The sequence below is a fragment of the Leptolyngbya sp. NK1-12 genome (genome assembly GCF_032598965.1).
Lineage (GTDB): Bacteria > Cyanobacteriota > Cyanobacteriia > Elainellales > Elainellaceae > Elainella.
The window spans coordinates 1113622-1139467 of the sequence record NZ_CP053586.1 but is presented as its reverse complement, the minus strand read 5'-3'; the positions used below and the strand labels follow the sequence as shown (position 1 = coordinate 1139467).

The following is a 25846-nucleotide window of genomic DNA, read 5'->3' as shown; positions in this document are numbered from 1 at the left end:
AAAGATGGTCAAACACAAGCGTATGGCAGCATGTTGTCATCAATTGTTGAACTTGACTCAAGGTAGGTCTGCTGGATGCAACAGGAAGCGTGTTTGAGTTGGATGACGTTGGGGACTTGCTGCAGAATTTCTTGACTTTGCTTTCGTCGTTCTCTTGTGCTACTTACCGTAATTGATACACTGCACACTGAGAGCGGAAATGGAAAAGATGCTGAAAGTTTCTGTATAATCGCCTGAATCAGGAGTACTATGCAGAGAAGTTTCCATCTCACCTGCTGTATAGCGAAATAGCCCGAAATGTTTCGGTATATCTGCCCTGACAGGGTGATTAGACGGAAAAATTCAGTCTAACTAGTAGTTATGCGCTCAATTTCTAGGCTGATGCGGTTGCCTAAAGATTATTTGTAGAGGCTGATTAATTGACAAAACCATATGATTTATCAGACTTACCAGCCTCGATCGCCGCTCTCACAGTTCGTTGAATTTCTATGGTACTGGGAGGGAGATAAGTCACCATCGCGCTCATGCTTATTGCCGATTGGCTCGATGGAGTTGGTGATCGACCTCCACGAAGACGAGATCCCACTTTTTGATCTTTACAGCAAGACTCAGTGCGGTAGTACCAAAGGCGCAAGGATCTGTGGTGTCCATTCCAAAGGCTTCATCATTGCTAAAGATCAAAACTGTTCTGTGATGGGGGCACATTTTAAGCCAGGGGGGAGTGCGGCGTTCTTCACAATTCCTGGGGGAGAATTGCATAATCAAATCATTTCGCTGGAGGAATTATGGCAGGGGTCAGCTACAGAACTACGCGGTCGCTTGCTAGAGAAACCGACGACAGAAACCCGTTTTCTGGTACTGGAGCAGTTCTTATTAAGTTTTATGCAGCCTCTCGCTTATCATCCAGTCGTTGATTTTGCCTTGCGGGAGTTTGAGCGCTTACCGACTTCTCCGGTCAGTACGGTGACAAGTCAAATAGGGTTTAGCACTCGCCACTTTAACCAGCTATTTCGCGATCGGGTGGGGTTAACTCCCAAACTGTATTGTCGAGTTCGGCGATTACAGCGAGTTCTTTGTCTCATCAAGGGCAAAAAGCAGATCGATTGGTTGGATATATCTCTTACCTGCGGCTACTTCGATCAGTCCCACCTCATCCATGATTTTCGGACGTTTGCGAATTGTACACCTACTGAATATGTGGCAAAGCGTGGCTTCCATCCTTGTCATGTAGAGCTATCGAATTGAGGTCATTTTTTTACAATCCTTCAAGCTCCATGCTGCGCCATAATGACCCTATCATCAACCTTGCTATCAACTTGAGGGAGTCATGATTCATGATGGGCAGCGTCGCAATCATCTACTTTTCTGGTATAGGACATACGCATCTCATGGCCGAAGCGATCGCTTCTGGGGTCTATTGTCACGCTGATACTCGCGTTGATCTATTAAGAATTGAAGGAACGCAAATCAAGGATGGACGCTGGGTTAATCAAACATTTATGGAAAGCCTACAAATGGCAAATGCGATTATATTTGGCTCTCCGACCTATATGGGCGGCGCTGCTGCTCAATTCAAAGCATTCGCCGATTTCACAAGTGAAACATGGTTTAAGGAATCTTGGAAAGATAAACTAGCGGGTGGATTTACGCATGGTGCTGCTCTCAGTGGTGACAAACTCAATACACTAATTTATTTCAGCATTCTCGCGGCACAACATGGCATGGTGTGGGTGAATCCAGGGGAAATTGATTGCACAGCAAAAGGTTCAACCGATAAAACCAATCGGCTCGGATCTTATTTAGGTGTGATGGGGCAAACCTATTTAGATTTTGAGCGCAAAGAACCAGAACTGCATCCAGGCGATCGGCTAAGCTGCAAACACTTTGGACAGCGCCTCGCAAAATGGGTACATCGAATCAAATAGCCCAATTCTTTAAGTAATATGTTGATCAAACAACAAGTTCTTGAGCGTATTGCAGATGGGACAGTCACGTTAGCATTTCGCCGATGGAAACGTCCAACTGTGAAAACAGGGGGTCAGCTTAGAACAGCCGTTGGTATCTTAGCAATCGACGAAGTGACAGTGATTCATGTTGACGAGATTACACCAGAAGATGCTCAAAAGGCTGGCTGCTCATCTTACTCAGAGCTATTTCATACGCTAAACGAAAATCAAGAGAGTGCGTTGTATCGCATCAAATTTCACTTTGCGGGACAAGATCCTCGTGAGGTGTTGAGGGAGCAGGTTGATCTCACAGATGACGAGCTAGCTAAAGTCCACCAGAAACTTACACATCTTGATTTAAAGAGCCAAGATGGTTCCTGGACAATGACAATTCTACGACTGATTAAACAGCATCCAGGTCTACGTGCTACAGAACTTGCAGGATTAGCAAATCTAGATACACAGGTACTCAAAGTGAAAGTCCGTAAGTTAAAGAGCCTTGGGCTTACTATAAGTATTGCGCGAGGCGGTTATCGGCTCTCCCCACGAGGTTGCGAGATACTCGATCGCCTAGATTATTCTGAGGAATATACTTAGTGTTCCGGCATAACAACAACTATGCACACTGACCGTTAAGAGCGAATCAGTTATGACGCAAAGATGATTTGTGGCGGGTAATTGGCAACGTCAGACATCACACGAAGCGCGGCCTAGTCAAGTGAAAACAGGAGAACAAAAGTGTATCATGTCACATCGCAAGACGGAACGAAGATAGCCTTTGACCGCGTTGGTCATGGCCCACCAGTAATCATAGTGAGCGGCCTGCTCTGCGACCGAAGCAAGACTCAAGAATTGGCCGAGCAACTCGCACAGTCGTTCACGGTAATCAACTTCGATCGTCGAGGACGGGGCGATAGCAGCGATACAGATCCGTATACGGTTGAGCGCGAGATCGAGGACATTGCTGCACTCATCAAAGAGGTTGGTGGTACTGCGTCGATCTATGGCCATTCTTCCGGCGCGGGTCTCGCCTTGAATGCCGCAGCTAGCGGATTGGCTATGACCAAGCTAGTGCTGCATGAGCCGCCGTATGGTTCTGACGATGAAGAAAGCCAACGAAGTTCGCGCGAACTTGCTGAGAGCGTCAAAGCAGCCCTCTCAGAGGGTAAACGGGTTGATGCCATCACCCTCTTTATGACAGCCTCTGGCATGCCAGATGAAGCGATCGAGGACATTCGTACCGATCCCACGATGCTCGCCATAGCTCCTACGATGGTGTATGACCACGAGGTCATGGGAGACTTCGAGCGAGGGGGGACGATACCATTGGAACTCGTCAAGACCATCAGGATCCCGACACTAGTGATCGCTGGGGGAGCTAGCCCAGATTTCTTTCGAGATGCTGCCACCCGGATCGCGGAGATTCTGCCCCAGGGAAAGCTCATAATTCTGGACGGGCAGGATCACGGGGCTTCTGCTGAGGTAGTCGCTCCAGTGGTGTCGGCGTTCTTTAATGACGCCTAACATCACTCATCCAACGGCTTTATCATCTCATAATTCGCTTGGAGTGGTCTGTTGAAAGATCTTGGTGCATTGCGAAGATGGTTTGCAATCGCTCAAGCGAACCATTAGGCAGTTCGGGCGGTTGCTCGGAAAGGTAGCCCGAATGTAATCTTTTGTACTGATTAGGACTATAACTTATGCAAGTCACTGCTTCTGCAATCTCACTCAATGTTGATGATGTAAATGCATCCGCCACATTTGTCAAGCAACACTTCGGCTTTAGCGAGGAAATGTCAGCCGATGGCTTTGTGTCACTCTCTAGGAAAGATGTTGGGTTTAACCTAATCTTCCTGAGAACTGGGCTGGAAAGCTTCAAGCCAATTCATCTGCGCGGACATAAAGCAGACGGTTTGTTGATCGCCTTAGTGGTAGATGACATCGATATAGAATATGAGCGAATACAAGCAGAAGGGGTAACGATTACGACTGCAATTGAAACCGAACCCTGGGGAGAACGATTCTTTCAAGTCAGCGATCCAAATGGTATTGTGATTCAACTTGTCCAGTGGATGACAGAGCCAAAGCAGCAACTGTAGTCTAAGATTGCGTAAATGGCAAGAACAGAATGTCAATAATTTCAATTGTGAACTATAAAGATTACATCACTATCGAGCCCGATAAACGCGGTGGTAAGCCTTGTGTACGTGGCTTGCGGATTACGGTTTATGAAGTGCTTGAGTATTTAGCTTCCGAGATGACTGAAGCGGAAATTCTCGATGATTTTCCCGATTTGACACGAGAAGACTTTAAAGCCTGTATTGCTTATGCCGCTGACCGTGAGCGTCGATTTATGACTGCGACCTTATCCGCATGAAATTACTGTTTGATGAAAACTTATCGCCTAAAGTGCCGAACCGTTTGAGCGATCTTTTCCCAAACTCACTTCACGTCCGAGATGTAGACATGAAAGCAACGATCGATCCAATCGTTTGGGATTATGTAAAAGACAATGATTTGATGATTATCTCGAAAGACGCTGGCATGCACGACCTGAGCTTAGTAGTTGGAAATCCACCGAAAGTTATTTAGCTTCGCCTTGGAAATTGTTCAACATCACAAGTTGAAAATTTGCTGCGTCGGAGTTTTAACGCGATTAAATTATTTTATGAAGATGAGAATTTATCGCTACTTGCTTTATCGTAATGCATGGATGGCTTTGGATCTCTTTCCTAGTTTTTACCAAAAGGAGAAAACATAATGGCGATCGCCGCATAACAAAGCCCATGCACGCCGACCGCTGAAAGTTGATCGGTTATGATGCAGAGGTTATCTGCGGCGGGTGATGGGCAACGTTATGCTCTATGAAGCCGTGAGCCTGTCAACAGGATTTTAGCTTTCGGTCGTTAATCAAATATCAACTTTTTGACAGCATTAAGTTCTCATCTTTTACCAAGATGAATACAGTCAATGTATTTCAAGTTCACAATTAATTGTGTCAGGTTGTTTCTAACCGACTATCCGAATTGTCAATGCTGTTTACATTCTCACATTTGAAGCTGTAATCACTGCATTGTCTCAAGAGTCTTTGCAAAGTGCGTGGCTTATTCGCTTAGTCAACTTCTTGTAAGTTAAGCATAACTGCAAGCTCACGCACTCAAAAATCTCACCTAACCCATCAATCATCAACTTCTTACCCAGTCAGTTTCTTTCCACCAACGCTCAATCACCAAACACTCATCATGCGTTGCTAATGCTTAGATTGTTTATCAGCTCTGGGTTCCAAGGTTGTTTGTCTCTCAGCATTGCCCAACATCTCACCAAAAGCTTTCGAGCTAGCGCCACAATCGCCGTCTTCCTGCGAGTTTTCTGCCCTCCACAGATACGTTCGAAGGTCTGTCGTGCCCAAGAGTTGAAGCGAATCAGCATCCATGCTACCTCGACTAATGCTCCTCGTAGTAACCTGGACCCTCTGCGCGTAATCGCTCCTAATCGATTCGTTTGCCCCGATTGTCGCTGGTCAGGCACTAAGCCTGCGTAGGCAGAAACTTGCCGAGCATTGGCAAAGCGCTCCGGTTTATCCAACGCGGTCACAATCACTTCTGCGGTTCGTCGTCCCACTCCTGGAATTGTCATCAACAGTTGAACCCGTTCTTCTTGTTTGGCAAGTTGATTGAGTTGCTTCTCAACTTGGTCGTGTTGCTCTTCCAACGTATCGAGCAGCGTCAATTCCACATCCAGCTCGCCTTTCCATAACTCGTCAATCTGGCACTCGGCTAACGGTTTGCGGTGTTTGCTCAACTCTGCCAACCCTTCCAGCGTCCAGGCTCTGGCACGAGCAGGCAGGGTTAACCCTTGTGCCATCAAGAGTGCCCGAATGCTGTTCCTGATTTGGTTCATTCGCCAAACCAGAGTTTTGCGGTATTTCACCAAGCGGCGGTACTGGCGGGTTTGGGCGGCTGGAACATACACTGGGCTAATTTGCTCAAGCGCAGCAAGTTTAGCGAGTTTGAGCGCATCATCTTTGTCCGTTTTGCGCTTCACGTTGCGCCATTGCCATGCTTCTTGATTCGGGTTAGCTACCAAAACTTCGTAGCCGTGTTCCTGGCAAATATCATGAACCCAGTTGCTGTTGGTACAGGTTTCAATCACCACCTTCTGCGGCTGTTTCCGTTGCAGCAAGTCTTCAAGCGCAACTTGCTGCATCGCGATCGTCTCATACTCGGCTTGGTTGGTTTCGGTATCGAACAAGCAAGCCACGCTCTTGAATTTTCCCAGGTCAATTGCGAGAATCTTCATATCAGCCTCCGAGGTTTATCGTTGAGTGGAAGTGAAACGTCCTATCCTCAAGGGTATCGGAGGTTTCTTCTTACCTCTCACGGCTTGCATAGATTCTCTTAGATTACTGGTTCAGCGATATTCTTGAAGATATCCGTTGGGAGGTGATGAGATGAGAGATATAGCCAGTAAAATTACTCCTGTTGCACCTCTTGTATCAAGCAATCAAGCAGAGTGGAATCACATTTTTCTTGCCTACTATCAACTGCCTGCTTGTGAGATTCCGGAACATCTTCTCAAAGAGCATACACTAACAATCTGTAGCGACTTAAGTATGCCATCTTTAGTTGAGTGTTCACTAGATAGTCGATGCAAACGCTATTGGTTTAATAGCGGAGACATCATCTTTTGCCCCGCAGGTATGAGTAAATCCCTAACTTGGAAACAGAAAAATAGCTGTATCCTGCTTGCTCTTGAGTCACGACTACTTGAACAAGTTGCTTATGAATCTATTTGTGCAGATCATGTTGAATTATTGCCGCAATTTAAGATGAGTGATCCATTAATTCTACAAATTGCAAAGGCTCTCCAGTCTGAGCTTGAATCTGGATGCCCATCTGGTCGTTTGTATGCTGACTCAGCAGCGGCGATGCTTGCAATTCACATTCTCAAAATCAACTCACCTGGTAGACCATTTGTTCAAGAGTATAAAGATGGATTGCCCAAGCCTAAATTATCTCAAATAATTGAATATATCGATGAACATCTTGCTCAAAGTATAGGGTTGTCTCAGCTAGCTGAAGTTGCTGGTATGAGTCAATATCACTTTGCTCGATTGTTTAAACAATCAACAGGTATTACTCCACATCAGTATTTAATTAGACAACGTGTGGAGAGAGCAAAGCAATTGCTGCTACAGGAAAAATCGAATCTTGCTGATATTGCTCTTGAATGCGGCTTTGCTAACCAAGGTCATCTCAGCCATCACTTTAAGCGTCTCCTGAATATCACACCAAGAGCTTTCGCTTCTGAGAAAAGCAGCAAGAATCTGTAAAACGAGCAATAACCTGTAAGACTCTAATTCAGTAAAGCCGTATTCTCAAAACAACAGTTGAAGTGCCTTAGCTGCGCTGGGCGTAGTATGCATAAGTTGGTCAGATTTTCACTCAACTTGTTGGTATTTTCTTCTTTCTTAGGGAAGGTAAACATGTCGAAAGAGTACGTCAATCCAACATTGCTATTTGACAGCATGGAATACGGTTTCTCTCAAATTGTTACTAGCACTAGTAAACGGACAATATACTTGTCTGGTCAAACACCGTTCAACGCCGAAGGGGAAGTGGTAGGTGCTAATCGCAAAGAACAAATGCAGCAGTGTCTAACGAATGTGAGGATGGCATTGGAAGCGGTTGGTGGGTCACTAAAGGATATTGTGGCGTTACGCATTTATATGGTGAACTACGACCCTGATACAGAGGGTGATGTGATTGCAGAAGGGCTGAAGGAGTTTTTCCCTGGAAATCATCCTCCAGCGACAACTTGGATTGGCATTTCCTCGCTTGCTGTTAAGGATTTCTTGATAGAAATAGAGGCTACAGCAGCTTTAGAGTAACTTTGGTTAGCGATCGCCGCATAAAGAATCTATGTAAGCCGTGGGAAAGTAGAAGAAACCACTCAAACCACCTTCCCACACCCGGAGGATAGCATGAAGATTCTGGCAATTGACCTGGGTAAATACAATTCCGTTGCCTGCTTATTCAACACCACCCCAAACCAGAGTGAGTTCGAGACAATCGCCACTCAACGGTGGGCATTGGAGCAGCTATTGAATCAAACCAAACCTGACCAAATCGTAATAGAGACCAGTTCAATTACAGGCTGGGTACATGACTTTTGCCAAAGCTTGGGGTACCAGGTCTTAGTCGCCAATCCCAGTGCCGAGGCGTGGCGATGGAAACATGTCAAACGCAAAACCGATAAAGATGATGCGCTCAAACTGGCGAAACTCACTGCCCTTGAGCAAGTGTCAGCGGTTCATGGTCCGGTGGCAGAACGTCGTCAATATCGCTTAGGAGTGAAGTACCGTAAAACCCTGGTCAATCGTATCAACCGCATTCAGAATCACATTCGAGCGTTGTTTGACCATCAGGGCATCAGCATTCCCAGTGGACATAAAGCTTGGACTGCCGCAGGCATTGAAACCTTAAGTCAATACCGCAAACCTCTGGCAGAGTGTCAACTGAATGAATTTTGGCGAGGTGAACTTGACCTGGAGTTGCAGAGCCTTGATGCCCTCTGGCAACAATTACAACAAGTCGATGAGCAGCTTGAAAAGGTGGCGAGACAAGATGAACAGGTGCAACTTCTGCAAACCATACCGGGGGTGGGACGCAGAACGGCAGAGGTCATTGTTGCAGCGTTGGATAATCCTCACCGTTTCAAGAATGCCCGTCAGGTATCGGCATATGCAGGGTTGGTTCCCGACCAAAGACAATCAGGTCAAACCAATCGCTTGGGCAGAATTACCTGTCGAGGCTCCCGCATTCTGCGCAGTGCATGCGTTGAGGTGGCCTGGGTGATGCTGCGTTACAACCCGTGGGCAGAGAGTATTTATCAGCGAATTTATGGCGGACAGAAAACTCGTAAGAAAATCGCTATTATTGCCGTAGCCCGAAAGCGTTTAGTGCGCTGCTGGGCGATGTTGAGGCACAAACAACCTTGGCAAGATAGCACGCCTCTATTGAGTGCCTCAACATCACCCAGCTCATAGCTCCTGTCAGCTTGAACTTGAACCTGGGAACTAACATGAAACACTATTGATCTAACGAATAAGACAAGCGACAAAGTTCCACTCAACGCAGCAGAGAGCCAACTTAGATGTGATTGGATAAGTTTGTGTTACTTGATCTTGAAGCTCGGAACTAACATGAAACACTGTTGATCTAACGAATAAGACAAGTAATTTTGCAGAGATAATTGAGACAATGCTCAAGTTGTACCTCTAGAACTAGAAATACGAACTGCATTGACACCTCGGATAGTCGTTTAGAACTCAATCCGTCGCATCTTGAGGAAGCTGTTATAAAGACTAAACCTCATCCTATTACCTTGGATGATTGGTTTCGTTCGGCTAAATTGCAGAACTCCCTCACGCACAAATCCCAAAACCCGCTTGACATAGACACGGCTTCATAGTCGTTCCCCTTCAGCGGCGGCAAATTACTTTTGCATCACCACCAAGATCTCTCAACCGACCGCTGCACCAGGATTATGGGGGTACGAGGCTGAAATTGAGGAGTACCCTCAACTTTAGAACTCGGAGGAGGTGAGTGACGACTTTGTAACGGGATGACATCCGATGTCCATAACAATATCGCACGCACTCCCCTCTTGTCCCTGCTTCAACTAACGAATCCTCAGGGCTTGACGTTAGCAAACCTTGCCATCATCCTTTCGCCTGAAGTTGGGAGCATTCGAGCTTCATCTGAACCCATTGCTCTTCAAGGGGTAAGTATGAAAAAGACTGCTGCTTCGCCAGTTCTGGACACCATCCCATCTCCTTACACAGTTTACATTGGCATTGATTGGGCTGACCAAAAGCATGATATTTGCCTTTATGATCCAACACCCCAACAGCTTGAGTTTTCCGTCATCGGCTCCCAACCCGAAGCGATCGATGCCTGGGTCGAAGGATTAAGGAAACGATTCAATCGAGAGACAATCGCCGTTTGTACCGAGCAGAAACGGGGACCGTTGATTTATGCGTTGTGCAAGTACGAGTTTCTCGTGATTTATCCAGTTAATCCTCAAACGGTTGCCAAGTATCGTCAAGCCTTTGCTCCCTCTGGTGCTACAGCTGACCCCACCGATGCTCAAATTCTAGTGGAGTTGTTGCTTAAGCACATTGACAAACTCAAAGCCTGGAAACCGAGCAGTGCCAAACTGCGATCGCTCCAGCAATTAGTGGAGAATCGACGGATGCTCGTGGCAGAGAAGGTGCGCTTGACCAATCGCATCACGGCTGCCCTCAAAGGATATTATCCTCAAGGGTTGGAATGGTTTGAGGACAAAGATACCCAGGTGTTTTGTGAGTTTTTGAGTTGCTATCCGAGTCTCCAAGCTGCACAATCAGCTCCAAAAGCAGAACTAGAGCAGTTTTTCAGGACGCATCATGTAGTGCAAGCCAAGACCATCAACCGTCGTCTGGAGCAGATTGAGCAAGGCGTGGTGTTAACCGAAGATGCAGGGATTGTTGAGCCTCTGCAACTGTTGGTCGCAGCCTTGATCGCCCAGTTGCAGGTTTTACTGCCGAGCATTGCCAGACGCATCAAGGAACAATTCGAGCGCTGGCATTCAAGTGGATCCGAATTGTGTTCCGTTGTTGGTAAGACAGGGAAGCGTATGATGAGGTGAAGTATTTGATGACATTGAAACGAAAAGGTTCACCATTAGTGCAGAGTTTAGCACTTACAGAAGATACGAAATAAGAATCAAAGCAACACAAGAAGAATTAAGAAAATGATGTTTATGTGAAAACAGGACTGAGCAAAAGTTAACCTCGACCCTGAAACATTTATGCTGTGATTTTCTGTATATAAGAACGAACAAGAGAATCTGAAGAAGACAAAGAAAAGAGCCAAAAAATAGAATTTAGGGTCAATATCCTTGACTTCGTCGGACTCAGGGCATATTGTTGTATTGCTGGCGCTGCTAATCCACTGATAACAACACCTCTTCTACAGGTTTTGGCACTTCGATCGGGTAAAAACGATTTGCAGAGAAAGCATAATCTTCACCGCTCTCGTCAATGACCCGAATCAGCCCGTTTGCACTTGCTTCCTCATCAACAATCACTCGGTATATTTTGCCGACTTCCAATGATGCTTTATAGCCTTCATTGTTCAGGCACACCGCAAACTGATTTGATTGGGCTTGCTCAGTTTTCATAGTCAATCCAGGAACGGTAACTTGAGCTTGAACTCTTTTTTGCCGATCCCATGAGCCTCATACCAATGGATCTCGGCTAACCGTATCATACCGTTTGGAAGCTGAACCTGTGCAATACCCTTCAACTTTCTCCATTTGCCTCGACCATACTGCTTCTGTAGTCGTGCCCGATCGCGAATTCCTGTGCCTGTGGCAATTACCTCAATATTAGTGATATCGCTAATAATCTCAAAGTCCACGCCAGGGCAGCCCGAAAAGTGCTGCTTGATACTAACTTACTTTACTTTGCCTAGTGATAAAACTCTGCTGACATTTTTTGCATTTTACAAGCAATCTAGAACTCCGAATCGGAACTCGCAATTTCTGTTTACAATTGCCGCAGACAATAATTTTTGACTCACCTGAATGCTCTGTGGCGTTGCATAATGAGAATATGAAATCAGGGTGAGAACAATGCAATGTCCTGAATGTGGTTCAACTAGTATCAGTAAGAACGGCAAGCAAAGAGGTAAACAAAATTACCTGTGTAAGAACTGTCGCCGACAGTTCATTGAAACCTATGATCCACCTTCTGGCTATGACGATGAGTTCAAGCGTGAATGTCTCAAACTGTATGTCAACGGCATGGGATTTCGCGCCATTGAACGAGTTAAAGGCGTTCACCATACTACCGTCATTACTTGGGTCAAACAAATCGGTGAATTGTTACCTGATGCGTATGCTCCAGATGTTCCGCCTACAGTTGGTGAATTGGATGAACTGGAGACGTTTGTTGGCTCAAAAAAACAAAATCTGTCTGTGGACTGCCGTTGACCACTTTAGAAAAGGGATCTTAGGGTGGATTCTAGACGACCATAGTGCGGAAACATTTCGACCGTTGTGGGCGATCGTTGCGACCTGGCAGTGCTATTTTTATGTTACTGATGGTTGGAGTGTTTATCCGGGTTTCATTCCAGACGGAGACCAAATTGTGAGCAAAACTTACATGACAAGAGTGGAAGGGGAAAACACTTGTTTACGACATTATCTGGCTCGATTACATCGCAAAACGTTGTATTATTCCAAGTCAGTAGAAATGCTGGCGCATTCAATTCGATCGCTACTACACTATCTCAAATTTGGTGATGTACCTGTCCCTGAGTGAATCATATTCCTATTCAGCAACGCCGCAATTCCAAGTTTTTCGGATGTGAACTACGGTCATGCTGAGTGGTTTTTGGGTCAGAGTGATGAGATACTCCTCTATGCAGGTTACACATTGGGTTTTGAGCTGGTGAGCAGATATATCAGTAAGCAGGGTAGAAAAGCATCGAGACTATACGATGAACCTGCTGAACATTTCCAAAGTCTGGCTTAATTGCAGCGTGCAATTAATCTCGCTCAGATTTTGAGGTGAATCTGCTACCATCGAAGCAATGAGCTTACTGGTGCTTATGACTTTAGAAGTTGTGGCTGAACCCGCTCCTCTCAAGGCAAATGCAGATGGAGTAATTCTCGTCGGATAAACTCGTGTGACCCTGGATACGGTGGTTGCCGCTTTTCACCAAGGCACAACGGCTGAAGAAATAGTCTACCGCTATCCATCGCTGAAGTTGGCTGACGTTTATGCCACGATCGCTTTCTATCTCAAGCACGAATCAGAAGTAGAAGCCTACTTGCAGCAACGATGGCAACAAGCACAAGAAGTTCGCGCTATGACTCAAGCAAAATTTGACCCGCAAGGCTTGCGCGACCGCCTGCTTGCTCGTAGAGCAGAACACGAAGCATGTTAAAACTGCTCGTTGATGAGAATTTTGATAACACAATCGTTCGAGGGCTATTTCGCCGTAATCCGATGCTTGACATGGTTCGTGTGCAAGATGTTGGGTTATCAGGCAAAGATGATCCAACTATCTTGGAATGGGCAGCGCAAGAAGGGCGCGTTCTCCTAACTCATGATGTCGCTACGATTACTCGTTATGCTTACGATCGAGTCAGAAAAGGTCAGCCGATGCCGGGGGTGGTCGAAATCAGTGCAGATGCTCTAATCGGTCGGGTCATTGAGGATATGCTTGTGCTTGTAGAGTGCAGTCAGGAGGGAGAGTTGGAGGGGCAAGTTCAGTATCTCCCGTGGTGAAACGGTCTGGTAATATGCCCATGCACACCGACTGTCAAGAGGTTATATGTTGGAGTTTGAGGTTATCTGCGGCGGGTGATGGGCAACGTTAGCCTGCCCAACTGGCTGTTGCAAAAGTTGTCCAAGACTGAGCTTTTAGCATTTTCTTGAATACTTGACAAAACTAATGAAGTTAGTTTTTACTAATAACATTAGTTTTTGGCGCGCCAATATGCCTCGCCCTAAAGGACAAACCCTGACAGAAAAGGACATTGTTGATACAGCGATCGCCTTGCTGGAACGAGAAGGTGAGTCGGCACTGGGAGTTAACCGTGTTGCCAGAGAACTCAGTATTCAGCCGCCATCAATTTATAATCACATCGCCGGGAACGGGGCACTACGCTTCGCTGTGTCTATAGAGGGCTATCGACGAGCATCAGAGTTTGTCATGCAACGAGTCTCAGGAATTGAAGAACCAACCCTTGCCTTAAAGGTTGCTGCTCATGCTCAACGTGACTTTGCTAAAGCCCATCCCAACCTCTATAGTGTGACAACAACAACTCCATTCCGATTAGATCAACCAGAATCTACTCATCTCCTCACTGCTGAAATTGAGTTTTACGCAGGGCTGTTGAAACCATTTGATTTGTCAACCGATGATATCGTTCATACGATTCGTATTCTCCAAGCATCTATTCATGGTTTTATTCAAGCAGAACAAGTAGGCTTATTTGTTTTGTCCCAATCGATTGATGAAAGTTTTGAACGCCTGATCAACATATTATTGAATGGATTTGTACAACAGCAAATGAATCATCGTCGTGGTTCAAAACATAAATCTGATCATTAGTGAATACATCTACTATGAACTCTACTGATCTGGCGTTTACCTCCGCACTGGAACAGGCTCAACTGATCCGCAACAAGGTCATTTCACCGCTTGAATTGACTCAGCTTCACCTCGATCGCATTCAGACACTCGACGCTTCCTTGAACAGCTTTTTCACAGTCATGGCAGAACGAGCTATTGCAGAGGCAAAAGCCAAAACGGAGCAATTGGCTGCACCTCAAGCTGATTCATCCTCATTACCAACATTTTTTGGAGTACCCATTGCGATCAAAGACTTTGCGCCAGTAGCAGGAGTCCCCTGTACCTACGGCATTCATTTATTGAAAAAACGAATTGCGACAGAAGATGCAGGTTTAGTGACTCGGATTCGGCAAGCAGGTTTCACTATTCTCGGCAAAACAGCAACCTCTGAAATCGGCACATCTCCATACCCTGAATCAAGAGGGTTTCCGCCCACCCGCAATCCCTGGAATTTAAGCTATACCTCTGGCGGCTCCAGCGGTGGTTCAGCAGCAGCCGTGGCAGCAGGACTTTGTGCGATCGCACAAGGAGGAGATGCAGGAGGTTCTGTGCGAATTCCAGCAGCCTGTTGTGGCTTAGTAGGGATCAAAGCCTCTAGAGGACGTATTTCATCGGCTCCTCTGGGTGAAAAACTAGGAGGGTTTGGGGTAGAAGGAAGCATTGCTCGCACCGTGGCTGATGCTGCTGCCTTACTAGATGTGATGTCCGGCTATGTCCTGGGTGATCCGTACTGGTTACCATCACCGCCAACTTCATTTTTAGAAGCAACTAAACAATCTCCGGCAAATTTACGAATTGGATTTGCTGCCACCATACAGCCTGTTGGAACTGCTCATCCATTGTGTGCCCAAGCGGTGGTAGAGACGGTGAAAGTATTGGAAAATCTGGGACACTTGATTGAGCCGATTGATTTAGATTTTTCAGAGCTGATTGACCCACTGAAAATCATTTGGCAAGCCACGGTTGATGTTGGAGTTCCAAGAATCTTTTTAGGGAAACTGAACCGCCTATTGCTGAAGCGATCGCGTTCTCTCCCCAGTGGTGCTTATCCTCAAGCAATGATGAAGCTGAATCAGCTTGCCCGTCGATTAATTGCCGATTTTAATGAGGTTGATGTGTTGGTGCTGCCTGTTTTAATGCATCCCACGATTCGAGTTGGAGAATGGGCAAAACTCAGAGCGGCTAAAGAGTTAGAAAACATCATTCGCTGGATTGCACCTTGCCCACCCTTTAACGTCACTGGACAACCTGCGATTGTTATTCCAGCAGGGTTTACACCAGATGGTTTACCGCTCGGTGTACAACTTGTAGGTCGTCCTGGTGCTGAGACAACAATCATCGCAGTAGCTGCCCAGCTTGAGAGAGCAACTTCTTGGAACCAACATCATCCCCCTTTGCACTGGCAAGATCAAAAAGCAGTTGGGGCAGCAAAATTAAAGTGAAATGCTGTTGCACAGCAGATACATCAACTGTCATCACGATTTGGTGCTATAGACAAGGTGTAGTTTCTTGGGAGTGATTGATGGAAGTTGCGTCTCGGTTCATCACATTTCAGATCAGTCATTACTGTGAGAAAGTTCGGTGGGCGCTGGATCGGATAGGTTTTCCCTATGTCGAAGAGTGTCATCTCCCTCCCTTGCATCGGCTAAAAACAACCCCGTTGGGCGGGAGCAGTGTTCCTGTTCTTGTAACTGAAACGGAAATATTCAAAGATTCAGCAGATATCCTCAAGTATCTAGATACCGTAGCATCTGCTCATCTAAAACTGTATCCAGCTTCACCAGTATTACGGCATGAAGTCGAAGCGTTAGAAGCGCAATTTAATCACGAACTCGGTGTCTTCACAAGACAGTGGGGGTATTTCTATGCACTTCAGAATCGCAGTGTAATGCAACAACTGTGGTGCGAAGGCGTTCCTGCGTGGGAGAAATTACTATTTCCGGTGCTATTTCCCTTGACCCGGTATTTAGTCCATTCCAGTTACAACGTTCATCGTGAAAGTGCATTGGCTGCATACCGTCGAACTCAACAGATGTTTAACGTGGTGAGCGATCGTCTCTCAGATGGGCGTAGGTATCTAGTGGGAGATTGCTTTTCGGCGGCAGATTTAGCATTTGCCAGTTTATCGGCACCAGGCATAGTGCCACCTGAATATGGTGGACGCTTTCCTAAATTGAACCAACTCCCTGATGAGATGGTGGAACAAATTCAAATCCTGCGGGAAACAGTTGCAGGTCAATACGCTTTGCGCCTTTATCAGGAGGAGCGCTATGTTCAAGGTGTATAGTAGCGCGGTGTTGACCAGCAGGCTAACAATATGCCCTGAGAATTCGTCAGGTGAAGTAGGGGTAAGAGGCGAGTGCATGCGATATTGTTATAGACATCGGATGTTACCGCGTTGCAAAGTCGTCACTCACCTTTGCCGAGTTCTAAAATTGAGGGTACTCCTCAATCTCAGCCTCGTACCCCCATAAATCGTTGCAGCGGCGGAATGGAGGTGGTTGGTGGTGATGCCTAAGTTATCTACCGCCGCTGAACTGAATCGTTAGGCTGAAATTTGTTCTAGATACAGCTAGGATTCATAGAGTAAGTTTTGAGGGAGCGCAAAATGCAAAGTCAGAATGTAGATTCAATCCGAATCGTTTTCCACAGCCGCTTAGCGACTCTTGAACATCTCTTGAAGTCAGCTCAAACTCATTTCTGTGATGATGAGTCGTTTCTTCAGAAGCGCATCGCGGCTGATATGTTTCCCTTCGGTACACAGATTGCTTTCACCTGCAATCAACCACGCAACTTTGCTCTCTGGTGTGATGGTAAACCTGCGGATAATCTAGATCCAGATGTCACATCTCTCGCACAGGCATACGGGCACATAGTAAACACGAAGGAACTTCTTTTGGGTATCAATGTTGAAGATGCAAAGCTAGCTGAGGTGACGCGCATTGACTTGGGACAGAGTCTCTATATCGAGTTGTCTGGTAATGCCTATGTCAATGAATTTCTCATTCCAAACTTTTACTTCCACATGGTTACGGCTTATGACATTCTTCGCATGGCTGGTGTACCAATTGGAAAACGAGATTACATGATGCACTTGGTACCATTAATAAGAAAGGAATGAAGCCTAAGGTTCCGGTCGAAGCGGACCGTTGAGAGATCTTGGTGGTATTGCAAAGGTTACTCATAGCCGCTCAACGGAATGTTAGTACTCCATGCGCTGAAGCACCATCAGGGTGAAGGAAATTAAATTTGCTTGATGAGTACTTATGCTTGCTGAAAATCTAATTGCTCAGGGGCTGGCTCCGCACACATCTCCCGTACTTGTGGATGGAGGCGATTCACTTGAACCGGGAAGTCCTAGAGGCAATCGGTGGAGGCACCTTGATGAGGCGATGGGTAATAATGAGGAATTGTTAAGTGTTGTCAGAACTGTAGTGGGAAATATGGATTCAGAAATTGAAACCCAAATTCGCGAGTGTGAAGCGCGACTTTACACCGCAATGTCAACCTCTGACGTATCTGAATTAGACGTGCTCATTGCCGATGATCTGCTTTTCGCTGGGCCAACTGGTGAACTGGCAACTAAAGCGATGGATTTAGACTTGCATCGTACTGGTGGTACTCAGTTTCACGAGTTTGTGCCCAAAGAGCTAGAAATACGAGTTTGGAGCGAACACTTTGTTCTTGCATCAGCTCACATTTTCTTGAGCGGGACGTATTTAGGCAAGGCCTTCGCAGGAGATTACCGCTACATGAGAGTTTGGCGTAGAGGCAAAAGCGGTTGGCAAATCGTTGGTGGCAGCGTTACTGCGATGGTTTGAAGGCCAGAGTTCCTTAAACTTGCACGGTGTTGAACGTTCAAAGTCACCCCAATCAATAGATGGAAAATGTCATCCTCTGAGCCAATTAGCATTCGCCAGCTTTCCGCAAGCGACCTGCCACTTATGGAGGGCTTATTAACTGCCTTTGGTGAGGCTTTCAACGAAGTTGATACCTATAGCTCGTTTCGCCCAAGCGCTGCCTATCTCAAGCGGTTGTTAAGCAGCGATTATTTCATCGCGCTCGCAGCGTTAAAAAATGGATCAGTAGTCGGAGGTATTGCCGCTTACGAACTCCGGAAGTTTGAGCAGGAGCGAAGTGAAATCTATATTTACGATCTGGCTGTTGCAGCAGCGCATCGACGCGAAGGCATTGCCACCGCACTAATCCAGGAATTAAAGAAGATCGCTGTAGCGCGAGCAGCCTATGTTATTTTTGTACAGGCGGTTGTTGGGGATGACCCTGCGATTGCGCTCTATACGAAGTTTGGAGTACGCGAAGATGTGCTTCATTTCGATATTGCTATTGCGGTCAGCGATGAGGATACATAACCATCTCTGAGTCCGACGAAGTCAAGAGAGCTAATTGGGAAACGATATCAGTTTCATTCTTATTAAGTTCACTTTTTCATCTTCATTGTAAGGGAATTTCATTTTTGGACTTTTCCTATCAATGATGTTGCTTTCTACAGTCATCAACAGGATGAAAGAAATTAGATTCGCTTTTCGGTAGAGCGATCGCTGTCCATCTTGAATTTACGCTGTAAGGCTTCAATTTGATCAAGAATCTCAGCAAACTCCTGCCCAAAGGAAGTTAGATGATACTCAACGCGAGGAGGAAGTTCTGAATAAGTGAACTTCTCGACAATGCCAAATTGAACCAATCTTGTCAAACATTCATTGAGTACCTTGGTTGTCAATCCCTTTTTAGTTTTTACCAATGCACCAGGGCGATTGGTCCCACAGCGAATTTGCGTTAGAAGATGAATTGTCCATTTACATCCAAGGCAGTCCTCGAACATCGCAATTAAGTTAATTGTTGGATTGGAAAAATTTCCTGAGTCTACCTTCGCTGATGATTCCATGTTTGTAACTAAAAAGTATCTACCCTACTAAAAAGTATCTACTTGAAGTTTAGCTAGCAGTCGTTTATCTTGACTGACGAAACACAACAATTGGAATTACTACAAGATGACAATGTTTCAAATTCACACCGAAATGACTGCACCAGCAGCTTCCAAGCCACTCCTTGAGCAAGCCAAGAGGAGCCTGGGTATGATTCCGAATCTAGAAAGGGTTATGGCGGAGTCACCCGCTTTACTTGAAGGATATGTTCACCTTTGGGAACTGTTTGATACCACGTCATTATCACCGATCGAGCGCCAGGTTGTTTATCAAACAGCTAACTTTGAAAATCAATGTGAATACTGTGTTCCCTGGCATACTAAGCTAGCACAAATGGCGGGTATGGCTTCGAGCGAGATCGAGGCACTCAGACAGGGCACAAAATTGGAAGATCCAAGGCTTGAATCACTGCGGCAATTTACCAAGTCCTTGATCTTAAATCGAGGAAAGATTGTAGAAGTTGAATTAAAGGCATTTTTGGCTGTCGGTTATTCTGCTCAGCAAGCCCTTGAGGTGATTTTGGGAATTGCAGTTAAGACAATGAGCAACTATACGAACTCGATTGCAGGTACGCCTCTAGACAAAGCAGTCGAGAAGCTAAGATGGGAAAAACCAATTATCTCAATGCAATCGAACACAGATAAGGTTTAGGTGCGGTCAAACATTTTGATAATGAACGAGAATGACAATCGCAATTTGGAACCATTCACTTGGTATCCCGATCGCTGCTGTCTGCATTTCGTTGATAAAGGATTGTGCTGCAATGTCAGAGGGCATTGACCAACCTTGGAATCGAGCTACTTGAGGATGTTGGCGGTAAACAAGAAACCTTTCTAGCTCCAGCTCAATAACCCGACGGAGAATCAGCCGTTCAGTTGCTTGGGGTAGAAAACTCTCTGAAAACAAGAGAACCCTGCTCCTTTGCTGAATTGAAATGCGCTCAACACATGCAGGCTAAGAGACTGTTTGTAAATGAATTTTAAGAGGCTAGAATCGACTTCACATCTGATCCTCCCTAACCCTCCTTAAATAAGGAGGGAACCGAGTCAAATCTCTGAAGTCCCCCTTAAAAAGGGGGATTTAGGGGGATCTCAATCTTTGTTTACAAACAAGCTCTAACGGCCAAGATAAGCGGCGGCTACTAACCTTAGTATCTCCTGATCTCCTAGCCGTCCGCTTCATCGTCTGGTTGGCTTGCGGTAGTAACGAGATCTTAACGAGATCTTACTGTCTATTCAGGTGAATCTCTACCTCGCGTTCCACATATTGCCATTCTTTACTGGCACGCATCCGCAACAGTAATTCATCAAAGGCATGGGTGTATTCCGGTGCAAATTCAAACCAGGTGAGAAAATCAAAGGGTTCGCCGAGATCCCGACAATGCAGTAGCCGACGGGCAACCCCTGGAAGATATTCTAAACCAGTTGCTGTATGGTGAGACTCTTCTTCAAAAATAGCTCGCCGCTCATCTTGTGCCATTTCCCACCACTGAGCTGATTTTTTAATAGGAATCAGCACGGCACAGACTGCTTCCGCACGATTTAGTCCTGGCTGGATTGCTTGCAATGTATTGAGTTCATCACGCTTGGCGTAGCGAATATTACTGGTAAAACTTCGTAGCACCCACGCGCTATCCGATGGCAATTCCGTAACACGATGATTCACCACATTCACTCTCTCAACTGGTTCTAAAAGAGAACCAGAAATATTGCGTATATCTTTCACTCGCCATGTACCCTGCTTGCCACCAACAAACGAAAAGTGGTTATTCATTTTGATTGGTCCTATCACTTTAGGTATTTTATTCCTCTCTAACTAGAAGCTTGAGAAGCTCGGTTGGAGAACATGAATCAGTCTAGCTAAGTGAAGACACTCTACAATGAGTTTTAACTGAGAGATTCTGTCTGGTACAGCGAATTTAGACTCAGTGATAACAAAGGATATTGAACTCACTGCGTAAAAATGTATTACAAAGTACATGACGATGTTGATCCGATAAAGAGGCAGAGAATAGAACAAATAGAACTCAGAAGACAGAAGCTAGACTCTCATAGCTGGCATCTCATTTCCGGAAGTGCGTGCAGGTGCACTTAATCGCTATAGCGACAAGTTTTACCCTATTGGGTGATAACCAGAGATCAAGAAGAGCTTCCTGCTCTCCTGCCTCCCGTCGGCTGACGGCTGATTTTTCTGCCCCCATAGGGGCAGTGCGCTCGCCGAATGTCGCTTTGGGAAGCTTGACTCCTACCATCCTTACTTGCAGCCCTAATGCGAGGTAAGCCGAAACCGACATGCTCTGAACAAATCAAAAATCAAAAATCTTAGCAATCCGGTCAGGCTCACCTGTAGCGTCTTTTTCAATAACATCGCTGTAGAAAACGCTATTGATAGCAGATTGATAGGTGACAGTTAGATTCGGATCTGCTAAATTTCAGGTTCTAGTGCTTGGGGCCGCATCAAATTCACCGGCCTGCGCTATCATTCACTCGCTCGTGTCTATCACTATTTGCTATGACTCAACCCGTCAGCGATCCTCAAACTGTTCCTGCCTCTCAAGATACTGCTGCCGAAGAGTTGGCTGCCCTGCGCTTTGACCTCAGCCAAGCGGTGACTGCCAATGACATGGAAACCAATGCTGATACCCTGATTGGCATGCTGTTTGCAGATGTAGAGCGCATGTTAGAACGAGGCGTACCGCTGCCCGTGGAAGAAGCCGCTGACTCCTCTGCTCAGGCCGTTGTTGAACCAGTTGCTGAGCCAGCTGCACCGCAGATTGTTTTGCCCTTAGAAACCATTCTGCCGCCTAAACTGTCTCCCCGCGATCTAATTCCCCAACCACCGGAGCTGAAGGAATCTGAGCCAGCCCCAGCAGCAGAGCCAACAGCAGAGCCGACCCCCAGCAAACCGCGGTGGAATTCCTTTTGGGTGGCGGTATTGTGCAGTTCGCTGCTCTTGAGTGCTGGGATACTTTCCTATCTGTTTCGGGACCAGTTGACGCAGGTATGGCTGATGGTATTGCAGCAACAAGCTGAAGAACCGACTCCCAGGGAGGCCGCGTCCCCCACCGATCCCAAAGCACAGGAGAAGCAGGACTTTCTCCAGTATGTTGGTCGTGCCCTCGACCGTTTAGCCAAGAAAGAAGCGGAGGTGGCTGTATCGCCAGTGCCTCCTAGTCCGTCTCCTAGTCCGGCAGCATCTCCTAGTGTGATTGAACGGGTCTATGTGCCCATCTACCCTTCAGCTCAAACGCCTGCATCTGCACCCGGTACAGTTCCTGCAGCACCCCCGACAGCCACTGCTAACCCCGCGGCGCAGCGGGCCTCTACTCCTAGTCCAGCGCCTGCGGCCCGCTCCAGTCCGGTGCCCAATATTGCGGCGGCGAGCAACCACACGCTGATTGGCGTTTTGGAGCTAGGCGACCGCTCGGCAGCTCTATTTGATGTAAATGGCACCCCTCAGCGCGTCAACATTGGTGAGCCAATTGGCTCCAGTGGCTGGACGCTTGTTTCGATTAGCAATCAAGAAGCGATTGTGCGGCGCAATGGTGAGGTGCGCTCGATTTATGTGGGCCAAAAGTTCTAGTAGGCCAAACATCTAGCGCTTCAAAAACTCGACTAGCGGCAGAAAGGTATCTAGCAGCTCCGGACGACTGACTACCAGAGTGGGATAGGCTTGACGGCCATAATCCTGTCCGGGTTGGAGGGGAAATGGCTCTGGCCCTAACGGGAACCAAACGCCGCCTGCTGCCTGCACAATCGTCCAAACTGCTGCAATGTCCCAGATTTTGGGCGTGGCTTCTACTCCACCTAGGGCGGCTCCCGTAGCAATCGTCAGCAAGTTATAGGTGGCTACACCCAACATGCGGATTTTGCAGGGCACCGGATGCTGTAACACTTGAGTGCTGCGGGCACAGAGGCTAAAAAACTGATTGCCCGAGGGGGCATCTGAGCTGGTGTGAATCGGCTGGTGATTCAAGCAGGCACCGGTCGGCCCGGTTAAGCCAGAGTTACCGTACCAGAATCCGTGAAACGAGTGACCCAAGGGCGGCACATAGACATGGCCAAATACCGGCGTGCCGCGATAGAGCAGCCCCAGAGAAATAGCCCAGAGCGGAATTCCCCGGGCGAAGTTGGTGGTGCCGTCGATGGGGTCAATAATCCAGCACCAGTCGCGATCCGGGAAAATATGCTCAACTTCTTCGCTCAAGACGCCGTGCTCTGGAAACGCGGCCTGAATCGATCGGCGTAGCTCAGCATCGGCCCATTGGTCAAATTGCGTCACCAAACTGCCGTCAGGTTTCTCTTCGGCTCGGGACGGCTCCACGGCTTGCAGTAATTGGGTCCCTACACGAGCGGTTGTGGCTTCGGCGAAACTGAGAATCTGCTGCCAAAAATCTGTCATTGCGGGAGTGATTGTGAAGGCTGTGGCACTACTGTAGCGCTAATTGCTGAGATTGCGGTTGGTTCGGTTGCGTCAGACAACCGTCAGACATTCGTCAGACAACCGTCAAGGGCCAAGCGTTCGGGACAGTTCACCTAATCCAATTCTGCCTCCAGTACCGAAGCAATTGCTGCTTTCGTGTTGCTACGGAATTCGGCCACGTTCACCCGGCTCAGCAGCCAAACCGCCGTTACCATGCCCACAGCTTGCAGGCCAAATACCAGCCCATAGGCCAGTGTCAGGTTGGTGAATAGCAGTTTGCCCACATCCAGCACCGCACCGCCCAGTACCGTTGCCAGTGCTCGGGCCAACGCCTGCGCCAGTCCCCATGCGCCAATGAAGGTGCCAGCCGTTTCAGCCGCGGTCAGATCCAGCATCAGGCTGATTGCTCCGGTGGTAGTGACGCCAGAGGCAAAGCCAAACAACAGCAGCCCATACTGCAACAGCTTGGAATTGCCGCTAAAGCCGGTGATGATAATCAGCAGTAAGCAAAAGGCCACCATCAAGCAGCCCAGCCGCGCCGTTTGCTTTTTGCCGATGCGGGGCACTACCGCGAAGCCACTCAAGCCAATCCCCACCAGCGTACCGGTGCCAAAAAAGGCATTCAATCGAGTCGTTTCGCCAATGCACATCCCGAATACCTGACCGCCATAGGATTCCATCACCGCATCCTGCATGAACAGACTGATGGTCATAAACAGCAGAAAGGTGAAAAACAGACCAGTTTGGGGAGAGGCCGTCAGCACCCGCAGTGCCCGACTCAGCGTAATCTGATCTTCCCGTTCCACTAAGCTAGAGCGTTCGGCGAAGCGGGAGTATTTTCTCTCGATGCCAAAGGTGGCTAACACCGTCAGACCTATCACAATCGCCGGCACAATCAGAAACAAGCGATCAATGCCCGTCCTCAGCACCTCTAGGTTGGCTGTGCCCAACTCCTGACAGCTCACCGGCTGGGGCAGCAGTCTTGAACTCAGGATCGCGCCTACCACAATGCCCACCATCAGCATCGACCAGACTACGCCCACCAGCTTGGAGCGATTATCTTCATCAGAAACATCCACTAGCAAAGCGGCAAATGGAGTTGAGCTAGCGCTGAGGGCAATTCCATAGAGGGCAAACACCAGAGCCAACACTGCTGTCCACATTGATGCCTGCCCGGTCAACCCACTCTGGATGCTCGTGCCGAGCTGCCACATCACCTGCACTGCCAAAAAGGCAGCTAGCGAAAACAAAATCGAGCCGAGCCACACGTAGCCTGTCCGGTGATGGCCCTGAATCGGCCTCGCATCCGACAATTGCCCAAACCAGAGGCGCGCCGGAGCTACAAACTGGTGCATGGCGATTGTCCCAGCAGCAATCGTAGCGGGAATAGCCAGCTCTTTGATCATGACGCGATTCAGCACGCCCAGGGTAAGAATCGACATGATGCCCAGTCCCATTTGAAATAGCCCTAACCGAAACATGGTCAACAGGCTCAGCGTGGGGCGACGCGGGTTGGAGGCGTTTGGGGTAGAAGAATCACCGATAGCCATAGGAGTAGTTTTGAGTTTTGAGTTTTAAGTTTTGAGTTGGTTATGAAGTTTGTTGGTAAAGGTTGGTAAAGGTTGGACGTGTTTTGGTTGGCCAGTTTGGGGTTGGGTGCATGAGTTTTGTGGTGAATGCTTCGGCTGTCATGGGTTAATCCATTTCTACGGAATCCTACGGCATTCAGAGTCGCCTCACCAATCACACCTGATACCTGACACCTGACTCCCCAAACTATTCCTTCAACCAATCTAATGCTTTTGGTGAAATCCCTACAGCAATTACTTTTGAATTTGGCCGTCTGGTAGGATGGCACCCTTCAGGTTGGCTCCGTCGAGCTTGGCTTGATCTAGCTTGGCAGCACTCAGGTCGGCGTTTTCTAAGTTGGCGCCGGTCAGGTCTGCTGCCGTCAGGTTGGCTCCGCGTAGGTAGGCGTTTTGCAAATTGGCGTTGGTCAGGTTGGCTTGGCTTAAATCGGCCATGCCCATGCCCGCACTGCTGAGATTGGCTCCACGCAGGTCAGCAGATTGTAAATTGGCGCTATCCAGCAGGCCGCCGTTGAGATTGGCTCCGGTTAGATTAGCTCCGCTCAAGTTGGCATTGTTGAGTTCGGCTTTTTCGAGCTGCGCTTGGCTCAAATCCATGCCTTGCAGATCGCATTTGGGGCATTTCTTTTCTGACAGCAGCCGCTCCTGGGGTTTGGGTTGGGCGCAAGACGCGATACTCAGGGCAGTTAAGCCGCTTAATAACAGGAGAAAATATTGTTTAATAATGTTCTGATTTGGTTTCACGTTCTCACCTC

31 protein-coding genes are annotated in these 25846 nt (G+C 47.4%); 23 read left to right on the top strand and 8 right to left on the bottom strand.

Annotated elements, in window-relative coordinates:
• The first annotated feature begins 432 nt into the window (after nucleotides 1-432).
• The 7 genes from HJG54_RS04315 (at nucleotide 433) to HJG54_RS04285 (ending at nucleotide 4538) form a co-directional block, all read left to right on the top strand.
• The gene (locus tag HJG54_RS04315; RefSeq protein ID WP_316433561.1) at nucleotides 433-1245 is read left to right on the top strand and encodes a helix-turn-helix transcriptional regulator; all 813 of its coding nucleotides are present in this window, start codon (nucleotides 433-435) and stop codon (nucleotides 1243-1245) included.
• Nucleotides 1246-1334: 89 nt separating this feature from the next.
• Nucleotides 1335-1925 carry a flavodoxin family protein gene (locus HJG54_RS04310; protein ID WP_316433559.1) on the top strand — a complete coding sequence of 197 codons (591 nt, stop codon included), beginning with the start codon at nucleotides 1335-1337 and terminating at the stop codon, nucleotides 1923-1925.
• Between the two features lie 18 nt (nucleotides 1926-1943).
• Entirely contained in the window at nucleotides 1944-2543 is a 600-nt protein-coding gene (locus HJG54_RS04305) for an ASCH domain-containing protein (RefSeq protein ID WP_316433557.1), read from the top strand.
• 141 nt (nucleotides 2544-2684) lie between these two features.
• Nucleotides 2685-3470, top strand: coding sequence for an alpha/beta fold hydrolase (locus HJG54_RS04300; RefSeq protein ID WP_316433556.1), 786 nt, complete (start codon nucleotides 2685-2687; stop codon nucleotides 3468-3470).
• A 176-nt stretch (nucleotides 3471-3646) separates the two neighbouring features.
• Entirely contained in the window at nucleotides 3647-4045 is a 399-nt protein-coding gene (locus tag HJG54_RS04295) for a VOC family protein (RefSeq protein ID WP_316433553.1), read from the top strand.
• Nucleotides 4046-4092: 47 nt separating this feature from the next.
• Nucleotides 4093-4323: a DUF433 domain-containing protein gene (locus HJG54_RS04290; RefSeq protein WP_316433552.1), complete on the top strand. Its 231-nt coding sequence runs from the start codon at nucleotides 4093-4095 to the stop codon at nucleotides 4321-4323.
• Complete coding sequence (locus tag HJG54_RS04285) at nucleotides 4320-4538, top strand: DUF5615 family PIN-like protein (protein ID WP_316433551.1); 219 nt, start codon at nucleotides 4320-4322, stop codon at nucleotides 4536-4538. Before HJG54_RS04290 ends, HJG54_RS04285 begins: the two co-directional genes overlap by 4 nt.
• Before the next feature lie 648 nt (nucleotides 4539-5186).
• On the opposite strand, the gene HJG54_RS04280 is transcribed toward HJG54_RS04285, so the two are convergent.
• Nucleotides 5187-6245, bottom strand: a complete 1059-nt coding sequence (locus HJG54_RS04280) for an IS110 family transposase (protein WP_316431578.1) — start codon at nucleotides 6243-6245, stop codon at nucleotides 5187-5189.
• Nucleotides 6246-6396: 151 nt separating this feature from the next.
• On the opposite strand from HJG54_RS04280, the gene HJG54_RS04275 reads away from it, so the two are divergent.
• The 4 genes from HJG54_RS04275 (at nucleotide 6397) to HJG54_RS04260 (ending at nucleotide 10637) form a co-directional block, all read left to right on the top strand.
• Nucleotides 6397-7278 carry an AraC family transcriptional regulator gene (locus HJG54_RS04275; RefSeq protein WP_316433550.1) on the top strand — a complete coding sequence of 294 codons (882 nt, stop codon included), beginning with the start codon at nucleotides 6397-6399 and terminating at the stop codon, nucleotides 7276-7278.
• 153 nt (nucleotides 7279-7431) lie between these two features.
• Complete coding sequence (locus HJG54_RS04270; RefSeq protein ID WP_316433549.1) at nucleotides 7432-7836, top strand: RidA family protein; 405 nt, start codon at nucleotides 7432-7434, stop codon at nucleotides 7834-7836.
• 93 nt (nucleotides 7837-7929) lie between these two features.
• A complete protein-coding gene (locus HJG54_RS04265) occupies nucleotides 7930-8994 on the top strand; it encodes an IS110 family transposase (RefSeq protein WP_316431575.1) in 1065 nt (354 codons plus the stop codon).
• A 743-nt stretch (nucleotides 8995-9737) separates the two neighbouring features.
• Nucleotides 9738-10637: an IS110 family transposase gene (locus HJG54_RS04260; protein WP_316431724.1), complete on the top strand. Its 900-nt coding sequence runs from the start codon at nucleotides 9738-9740 to the stop codon at nucleotides 10635-10637.
• A 297-nt stretch (nucleotides 10638-10934) separates the two neighbouring features.
• On the opposite strand, the gene HJG54_RS04255 is transcribed toward HJG54_RS04260, so the two are convergent.
• Complete coding sequence (locus HJG54_RS04255) at nucleotides 10935-11171, bottom strand: hypothetical protein (protein ID WP_316433548.1); 237 nt, start codon at nucleotides 11169-11171, stop codon at nucleotides 10935-10937.
• 2 nt (nucleotides 11172-11173) lie between these two features.
• Entirely contained in the window at nucleotides 11174-11410 is a 237-nt protein-coding gene (locus HJG54_RS04250) for a hypothetical protein (protein ID WP_316433547.1), read from the bottom strand.
• A gap of 214 nt (nucleotides 11411-11624) precedes the next feature.
• Here HJG54_RS04250 and HJG54_RS04245 point away from each other — a divergent pair.
• The 10 genes from HJG54_RS04245 to HJG54_RS04205 all read left to right on the top strand — a co-directional run bounded on the left by HJG54_RS04245 (nucleotide 11625) and on the right by HJG54_RS04205 (nucleotide 18507).
• Nucleotides 11625-12315 (top strand): IS1 family transposase gene (locus HJG54_RS04245; protein WP_316433546.1). Its coding sequence is split into 2 segments (ribosomal slippage): nucleotides 11625-11956 and nucleotides 11955-12315, totalling 693 coding nucleotides; the frame shifts between segments, so codons are not numbered across the junction.
• A gap of 45 nt (nucleotides 12316-12360) precedes the next feature.
• Nucleotides 12361-12528 carry a DUF2268 domain-containing putative Zn-dependent protease gene (locus tag HJG54_RS35360; protein WP_420717326.1) on the top strand — a complete coding sequence of 56 codons (168 nt, stop codon included), beginning with the start codon at nucleotides 12361-12363 and terminating at the stop codon, nucleotides 12526-12528.
• Between the two features lie 154 nt (nucleotides 12529-12682).
• Nucleotides 12683-12943, top strand: a complete 261-nt coding sequence (locus HJG54_RS04240) for a DUF433 domain-containing protein (protein ID WP_316433545.1) — start codon at nucleotides 12683-12685, stop codon at nucleotides 12941-12943.
• A complete protein-coding gene (locus tag HJG54_RS04235; protein ID WP_316433544.1) occupies nucleotides 12937-13287 on the top strand; it encodes a DUF5615 family PIN-like protein in 351 nt (116 codons plus the stop codon). The genes HJG54_RS04240 and HJG54_RS04235 overlap by 7 nt, the downstream gene beginning before the upstream one ends.
• Before the next feature lie 166 nt (nucleotides 13288-13453).
• Nucleotides 13454-14116, top strand: a complete 663-nt coding sequence (locus HJG54_RS04230) for a TetR/AcrR family transcriptional regulator (protein WP_316433543.1) — start codon at nucleotides 13454-13456, stop codon at nucleotides 14114-14116.
• 14 nt (nucleotides 14117-14130) lie between these two features.
• Nucleotides 14131-15579: an amidase gene (locus HJG54_RS04225; RefSeq protein WP_316433542.1), complete on the top strand. Its 1449-nt coding sequence runs from the start codon at nucleotides 14131-14133 to the stop codon at nucleotides 15577-15579.
• An 80-nt stretch (nucleotides 15580-15659) separates the two neighbouring features.
• A complete protein-coding gene (locus tag HJG54_RS04220; RefSeq protein ID WP_316433541.1) occupies nucleotides 15660-16424 on the top strand; it encodes a glutathione S-transferase family protein in 765 nt (254 codons plus the stop codon).
• 321 nt (nucleotides 16425-16745) lie between these two features.
• Nucleotides 16746-17258 carry a DUF1993 domain-containing protein gene (locus HJG54_RS04215; protein WP_316433540.1) on the top strand — a complete coding sequence of 171 codons (513 nt, stop codon included), beginning with the start codon at nucleotides 16746-16748 and terminating at the stop codon, nucleotides 17256-17258.
• Nucleotides 17259-17403: 145 nt separating this feature from the next.
• On the top strand, nucleotides 17404-17958 hold the full coding sequence (locus HJG54_RS04210; protein WP_316433539.1) for a nuclear transport factor 2 family protein: 555 nt from the start codon (nucleotides 17404-17406) through the stop codon (nucleotides 17956-17958).
• Nucleotides 17959-18024: 66 nt separating this feature from the next.
• The gene (locus HJG54_RS04205) at nucleotides 18025-18507 is read left to right on the top strand and encodes an AAC(3)-I family aminoglycoside N-acetyltransferase (RefSeq protein WP_316433538.1); all 483 of its coding nucleotides are present in this window, start codon (nucleotides 18025-18027) and stop codon (nucleotides 18505-18507) included.
• A 161-nt stretch (nucleotides 18508-18668) separates the two neighbouring features.
• Here HJG54_RS04205 and HJG54_RS04200 read toward each other — a convergent pair whose 3' ends face one another.
• Entirely contained in the window at nucleotides 18669-19040 is a 372-nt protein-coding gene (locus HJG54_RS04200; RefSeq protein WP_036002077.1) for a winged helix-turn-helix transcriptional regulator, read from the bottom strand.
• Nucleotides 19041-19146: 106 nt separating this feature from the next.
• Between HJG54_RS04200 and HJG54_RS04195 the strand changes: the two genes are divergently transcribed.
• Nucleotides 19147-19731, top strand: a complete 585-nt coding sequence (locus HJG54_RS04195; RefSeq protein ID WP_316433536.1) for a carboxymuconolactone decarboxylase family protein — start codon at nucleotides 19147-19149, stop codon at nucleotides 19729-19731.
• Nucleotides 19732-20304: 573 nt separating this feature from the next.
• Here the strand turns inward: HJG54_RS04195 and HJG54_RS04190 are convergent.
• Nucleotides 20305-20853 (bottom strand): chlorite dismutase family protein, encoded by a 549-nt coding sequence (locus HJG54_RS04190; protein ID WP_316433535.1) that lies wholly within the window; start codon nucleotides 20851-20853, stop codon nucleotides 20305-20307.
• Nucleotides 20854-21591: 738 nt separating this feature from the next.
• Here HJG54_RS04190 and HJG54_RS04185 point away from each other — a divergent pair.
• Nucleotides 21592-22662, top strand: coding sequence for a hypothetical protein (locus HJG54_RS04185; RefSeq protein ID WP_316433534.1), 1071 nt, complete (start codon nucleotides 21592-21594; stop codon nucleotides 22660-22662).
• A gap of 12 nt (nucleotides 22663-22674) precedes the next feature.
• Here HJG54_RS04185 and HJG54_RS04180 read toward each other — a convergent pair whose 3' ends face one another.
• The 3 genes from HJG54_RS04180 to HJG54_RS04170 form a co-directional block, all read right to left on the bottom strand.
• On the bottom strand, nucleotides 22675-23481 hold the full coding sequence (locus HJG54_RS04180; RefSeq protein WP_316433533.1) for an inositol monophosphatase family protein: 807 nt from the start codon (nucleotides 23479-23481) through the stop codon (nucleotides 22675-22677).
• A 134-nt stretch (nucleotides 23482-23615) separates the two neighbouring features.
• Nucleotides 23616-25052, bottom strand: a complete 1437-nt coding sequence (locus HJG54_RS04175; RefSeq protein ID WP_316433532.1) for a BCD family MFS transporter — start codon at nucleotides 25050-25052, stop codon at nucleotides 23616-23618.
• A 273-nt stretch (nucleotides 25053-25325) separates the two neighbouring features.
• Complete coding sequence (locus HJG54_RS04170) at nucleotides 25326-25835, bottom strand: pentapeptide repeat-containing protein (protein WP_316433530.1); 510 nt, start codon at nucleotides 25833-25835, stop codon at nucleotides 25326-25328.
• Between the last annotated feature and the right edge of the window lie 11 nt (nucleotides 25836-25846).

Coding starts and splice junctions, on each gene's coding strand:
- HJG54_RS04275 (WP_316433550.1), top strand. CDS start 6,397: ATGAGAGATATAGCCAGTAAAATTACTCCTGTTGCACCTCTTGTATCA.
- HJG54_RS04200 (WP_036002077.1), bottom strand. CDS start 19,040: ATGGAATCATCAGCGAAGGTAGACTCAGGAAATTTTTCCAATCCAACA.
- HJG54_RS04305 (WP_316433557.1), top strand. CDS start 1,944: ATGTTGATCAAACAACAAGTTCTTGAGCGTATTGCAGATGGGACAGTC.
- HJG54_RS04310 (WP_316433559.1), top strand. CDS start 1,335: ATGATGGGCAGCGTCGCAATCATCTACTTTTCTGGTATAGGACATACG.
- HJG54_RS04285 (WP_316433551.1), top strand. CDS start 4,320: ATGAAATTACTGTTTGATGAAAACTTATCGCCTAAAGTGCCGAACCGT.
- HJG54_RS04215 (WP_316433540.1), top strand. CDS start 16,746: ATGCAAAGTCAGAATGTAGATTCAATCCGAATCGTTTTCCACAGCCGC.
- HJG54_RS04235 (WP_316433544.1), top strand. CDS start 12,937: ATGTTAAAACTGCTCGTTGATGAGAATTTTGATAACACAATCGTTCGA.
- HJG54_RS04230 (WP_316433543.1), top strand. CDS start 13,454: ATGAAGTTAGTTTTTACTAATAACATTAGTTTTTGGCGCGCCAATATG.
- HJG54_RS04225 (WP_316433542.1), top strand. CDS start 14,131: ATGAACTCTACTGATCTGGCGTTTACCTCCGCACTGGAACAGGCTCAA.
- HJG54_RS04180 (WP_316433533.1), bottom strand. CDS start 23,481: ATGACAGATTTTTGGCAGCAGATTCTCAGTTTCGCCGAAGCCACAACC.
- HJG54_RS04190 (WP_316433535.1), bottom strand. CDS start 20,853: ATGAATAACCACTTTTCGTTTGTTGGTGGCAAGCAGGGTACATGGCGA.
- HJG54_RS04205 (WP_316433538.1), top strand. CDS start 18,025: ATGTCATCCTCTGAGCCAATTAGCATTCGCCAGCTTTCCGCAAGCGAC.
- HJG54_RS04175 (WP_316433532.1), bottom strand. CDS start 25,052: ATGGCTATCGGTGATTCTTCTACCCCAAACGCCTCCAACCCGCGTCGC.
- HJG54_RS04260 (WP_316431724.1), top strand. CDS start 9,738: ATGAAAAAGACTGCTGCTTCGCCAGTTCTGGACACCATCCCATCTCCT.
- HJG54_RS04255 (WP_316433548.1), bottom strand. CDS start 11,171: ATGAAAACTGAGCAAGCCCAATCAAATCAGTTTGCGGTGTGCCTGAAC.
- HJG54_RS04270 (WP_316433549.1), top strand. CDS start 7,432: ATGTCGAAAGAGTACGTCAATCCAACATTGCTATTTGACAGCATGGAA.
- HJG54_RS04210 (WP_316433539.1), top strand. CDS start 17,404: ATGCTTGCTGAAAATCTAATTGCTCAGGGGCTGGCTCCGCACACATCT.
- HJG54_RS04295 (WP_316433553.1), top strand. CDS start 3,647: ATGCAAGTCACTGCTTCTGCAATCTCACTCAATGTTGATGATGTAAAT.
- HJG54_RS04280 (WP_316431578.1), bottom strand. CDS start 6,245: ATGAAGATTCTCGCAATTGACCTGGGAAAATTCAAGAGCGTGGCTTGC.
- HJG54_RS04220 (WP_316433541.1), top strand. CDS start 15,660: ATGGAAGTTGCGTCTCGGTTCATCACATTTCAGATCAGTCATTACTGT.
- HJG54_RS04195 (WP_316433536.1), top strand. CDS start 19,147: ATGACAATGTTTCAAATTCACACCGAAATGACTGCACCAGCAGCTTCC.
- HJG54_RS04315 (WP_316433561.1), top strand. CDS start 433: ATGATTTATCAGACTTACCAGCCTCGATCGCCGCTCTCACAGTTCGTT.
- HJG54_RS04265 (WP_316431575.1), top strand. CDS start 7,930: ATGAAGATTCTGGCAATTGACCTGGGTAAATACAATTCCGTTGCCTGC.
- HJG54_RS04185 (WP_316433534.1), top strand. CDS start 21,592: ATGACTCAACCCGTCAGCGATCCTCAAACTGTTCCTGCCTCTCAAGAT.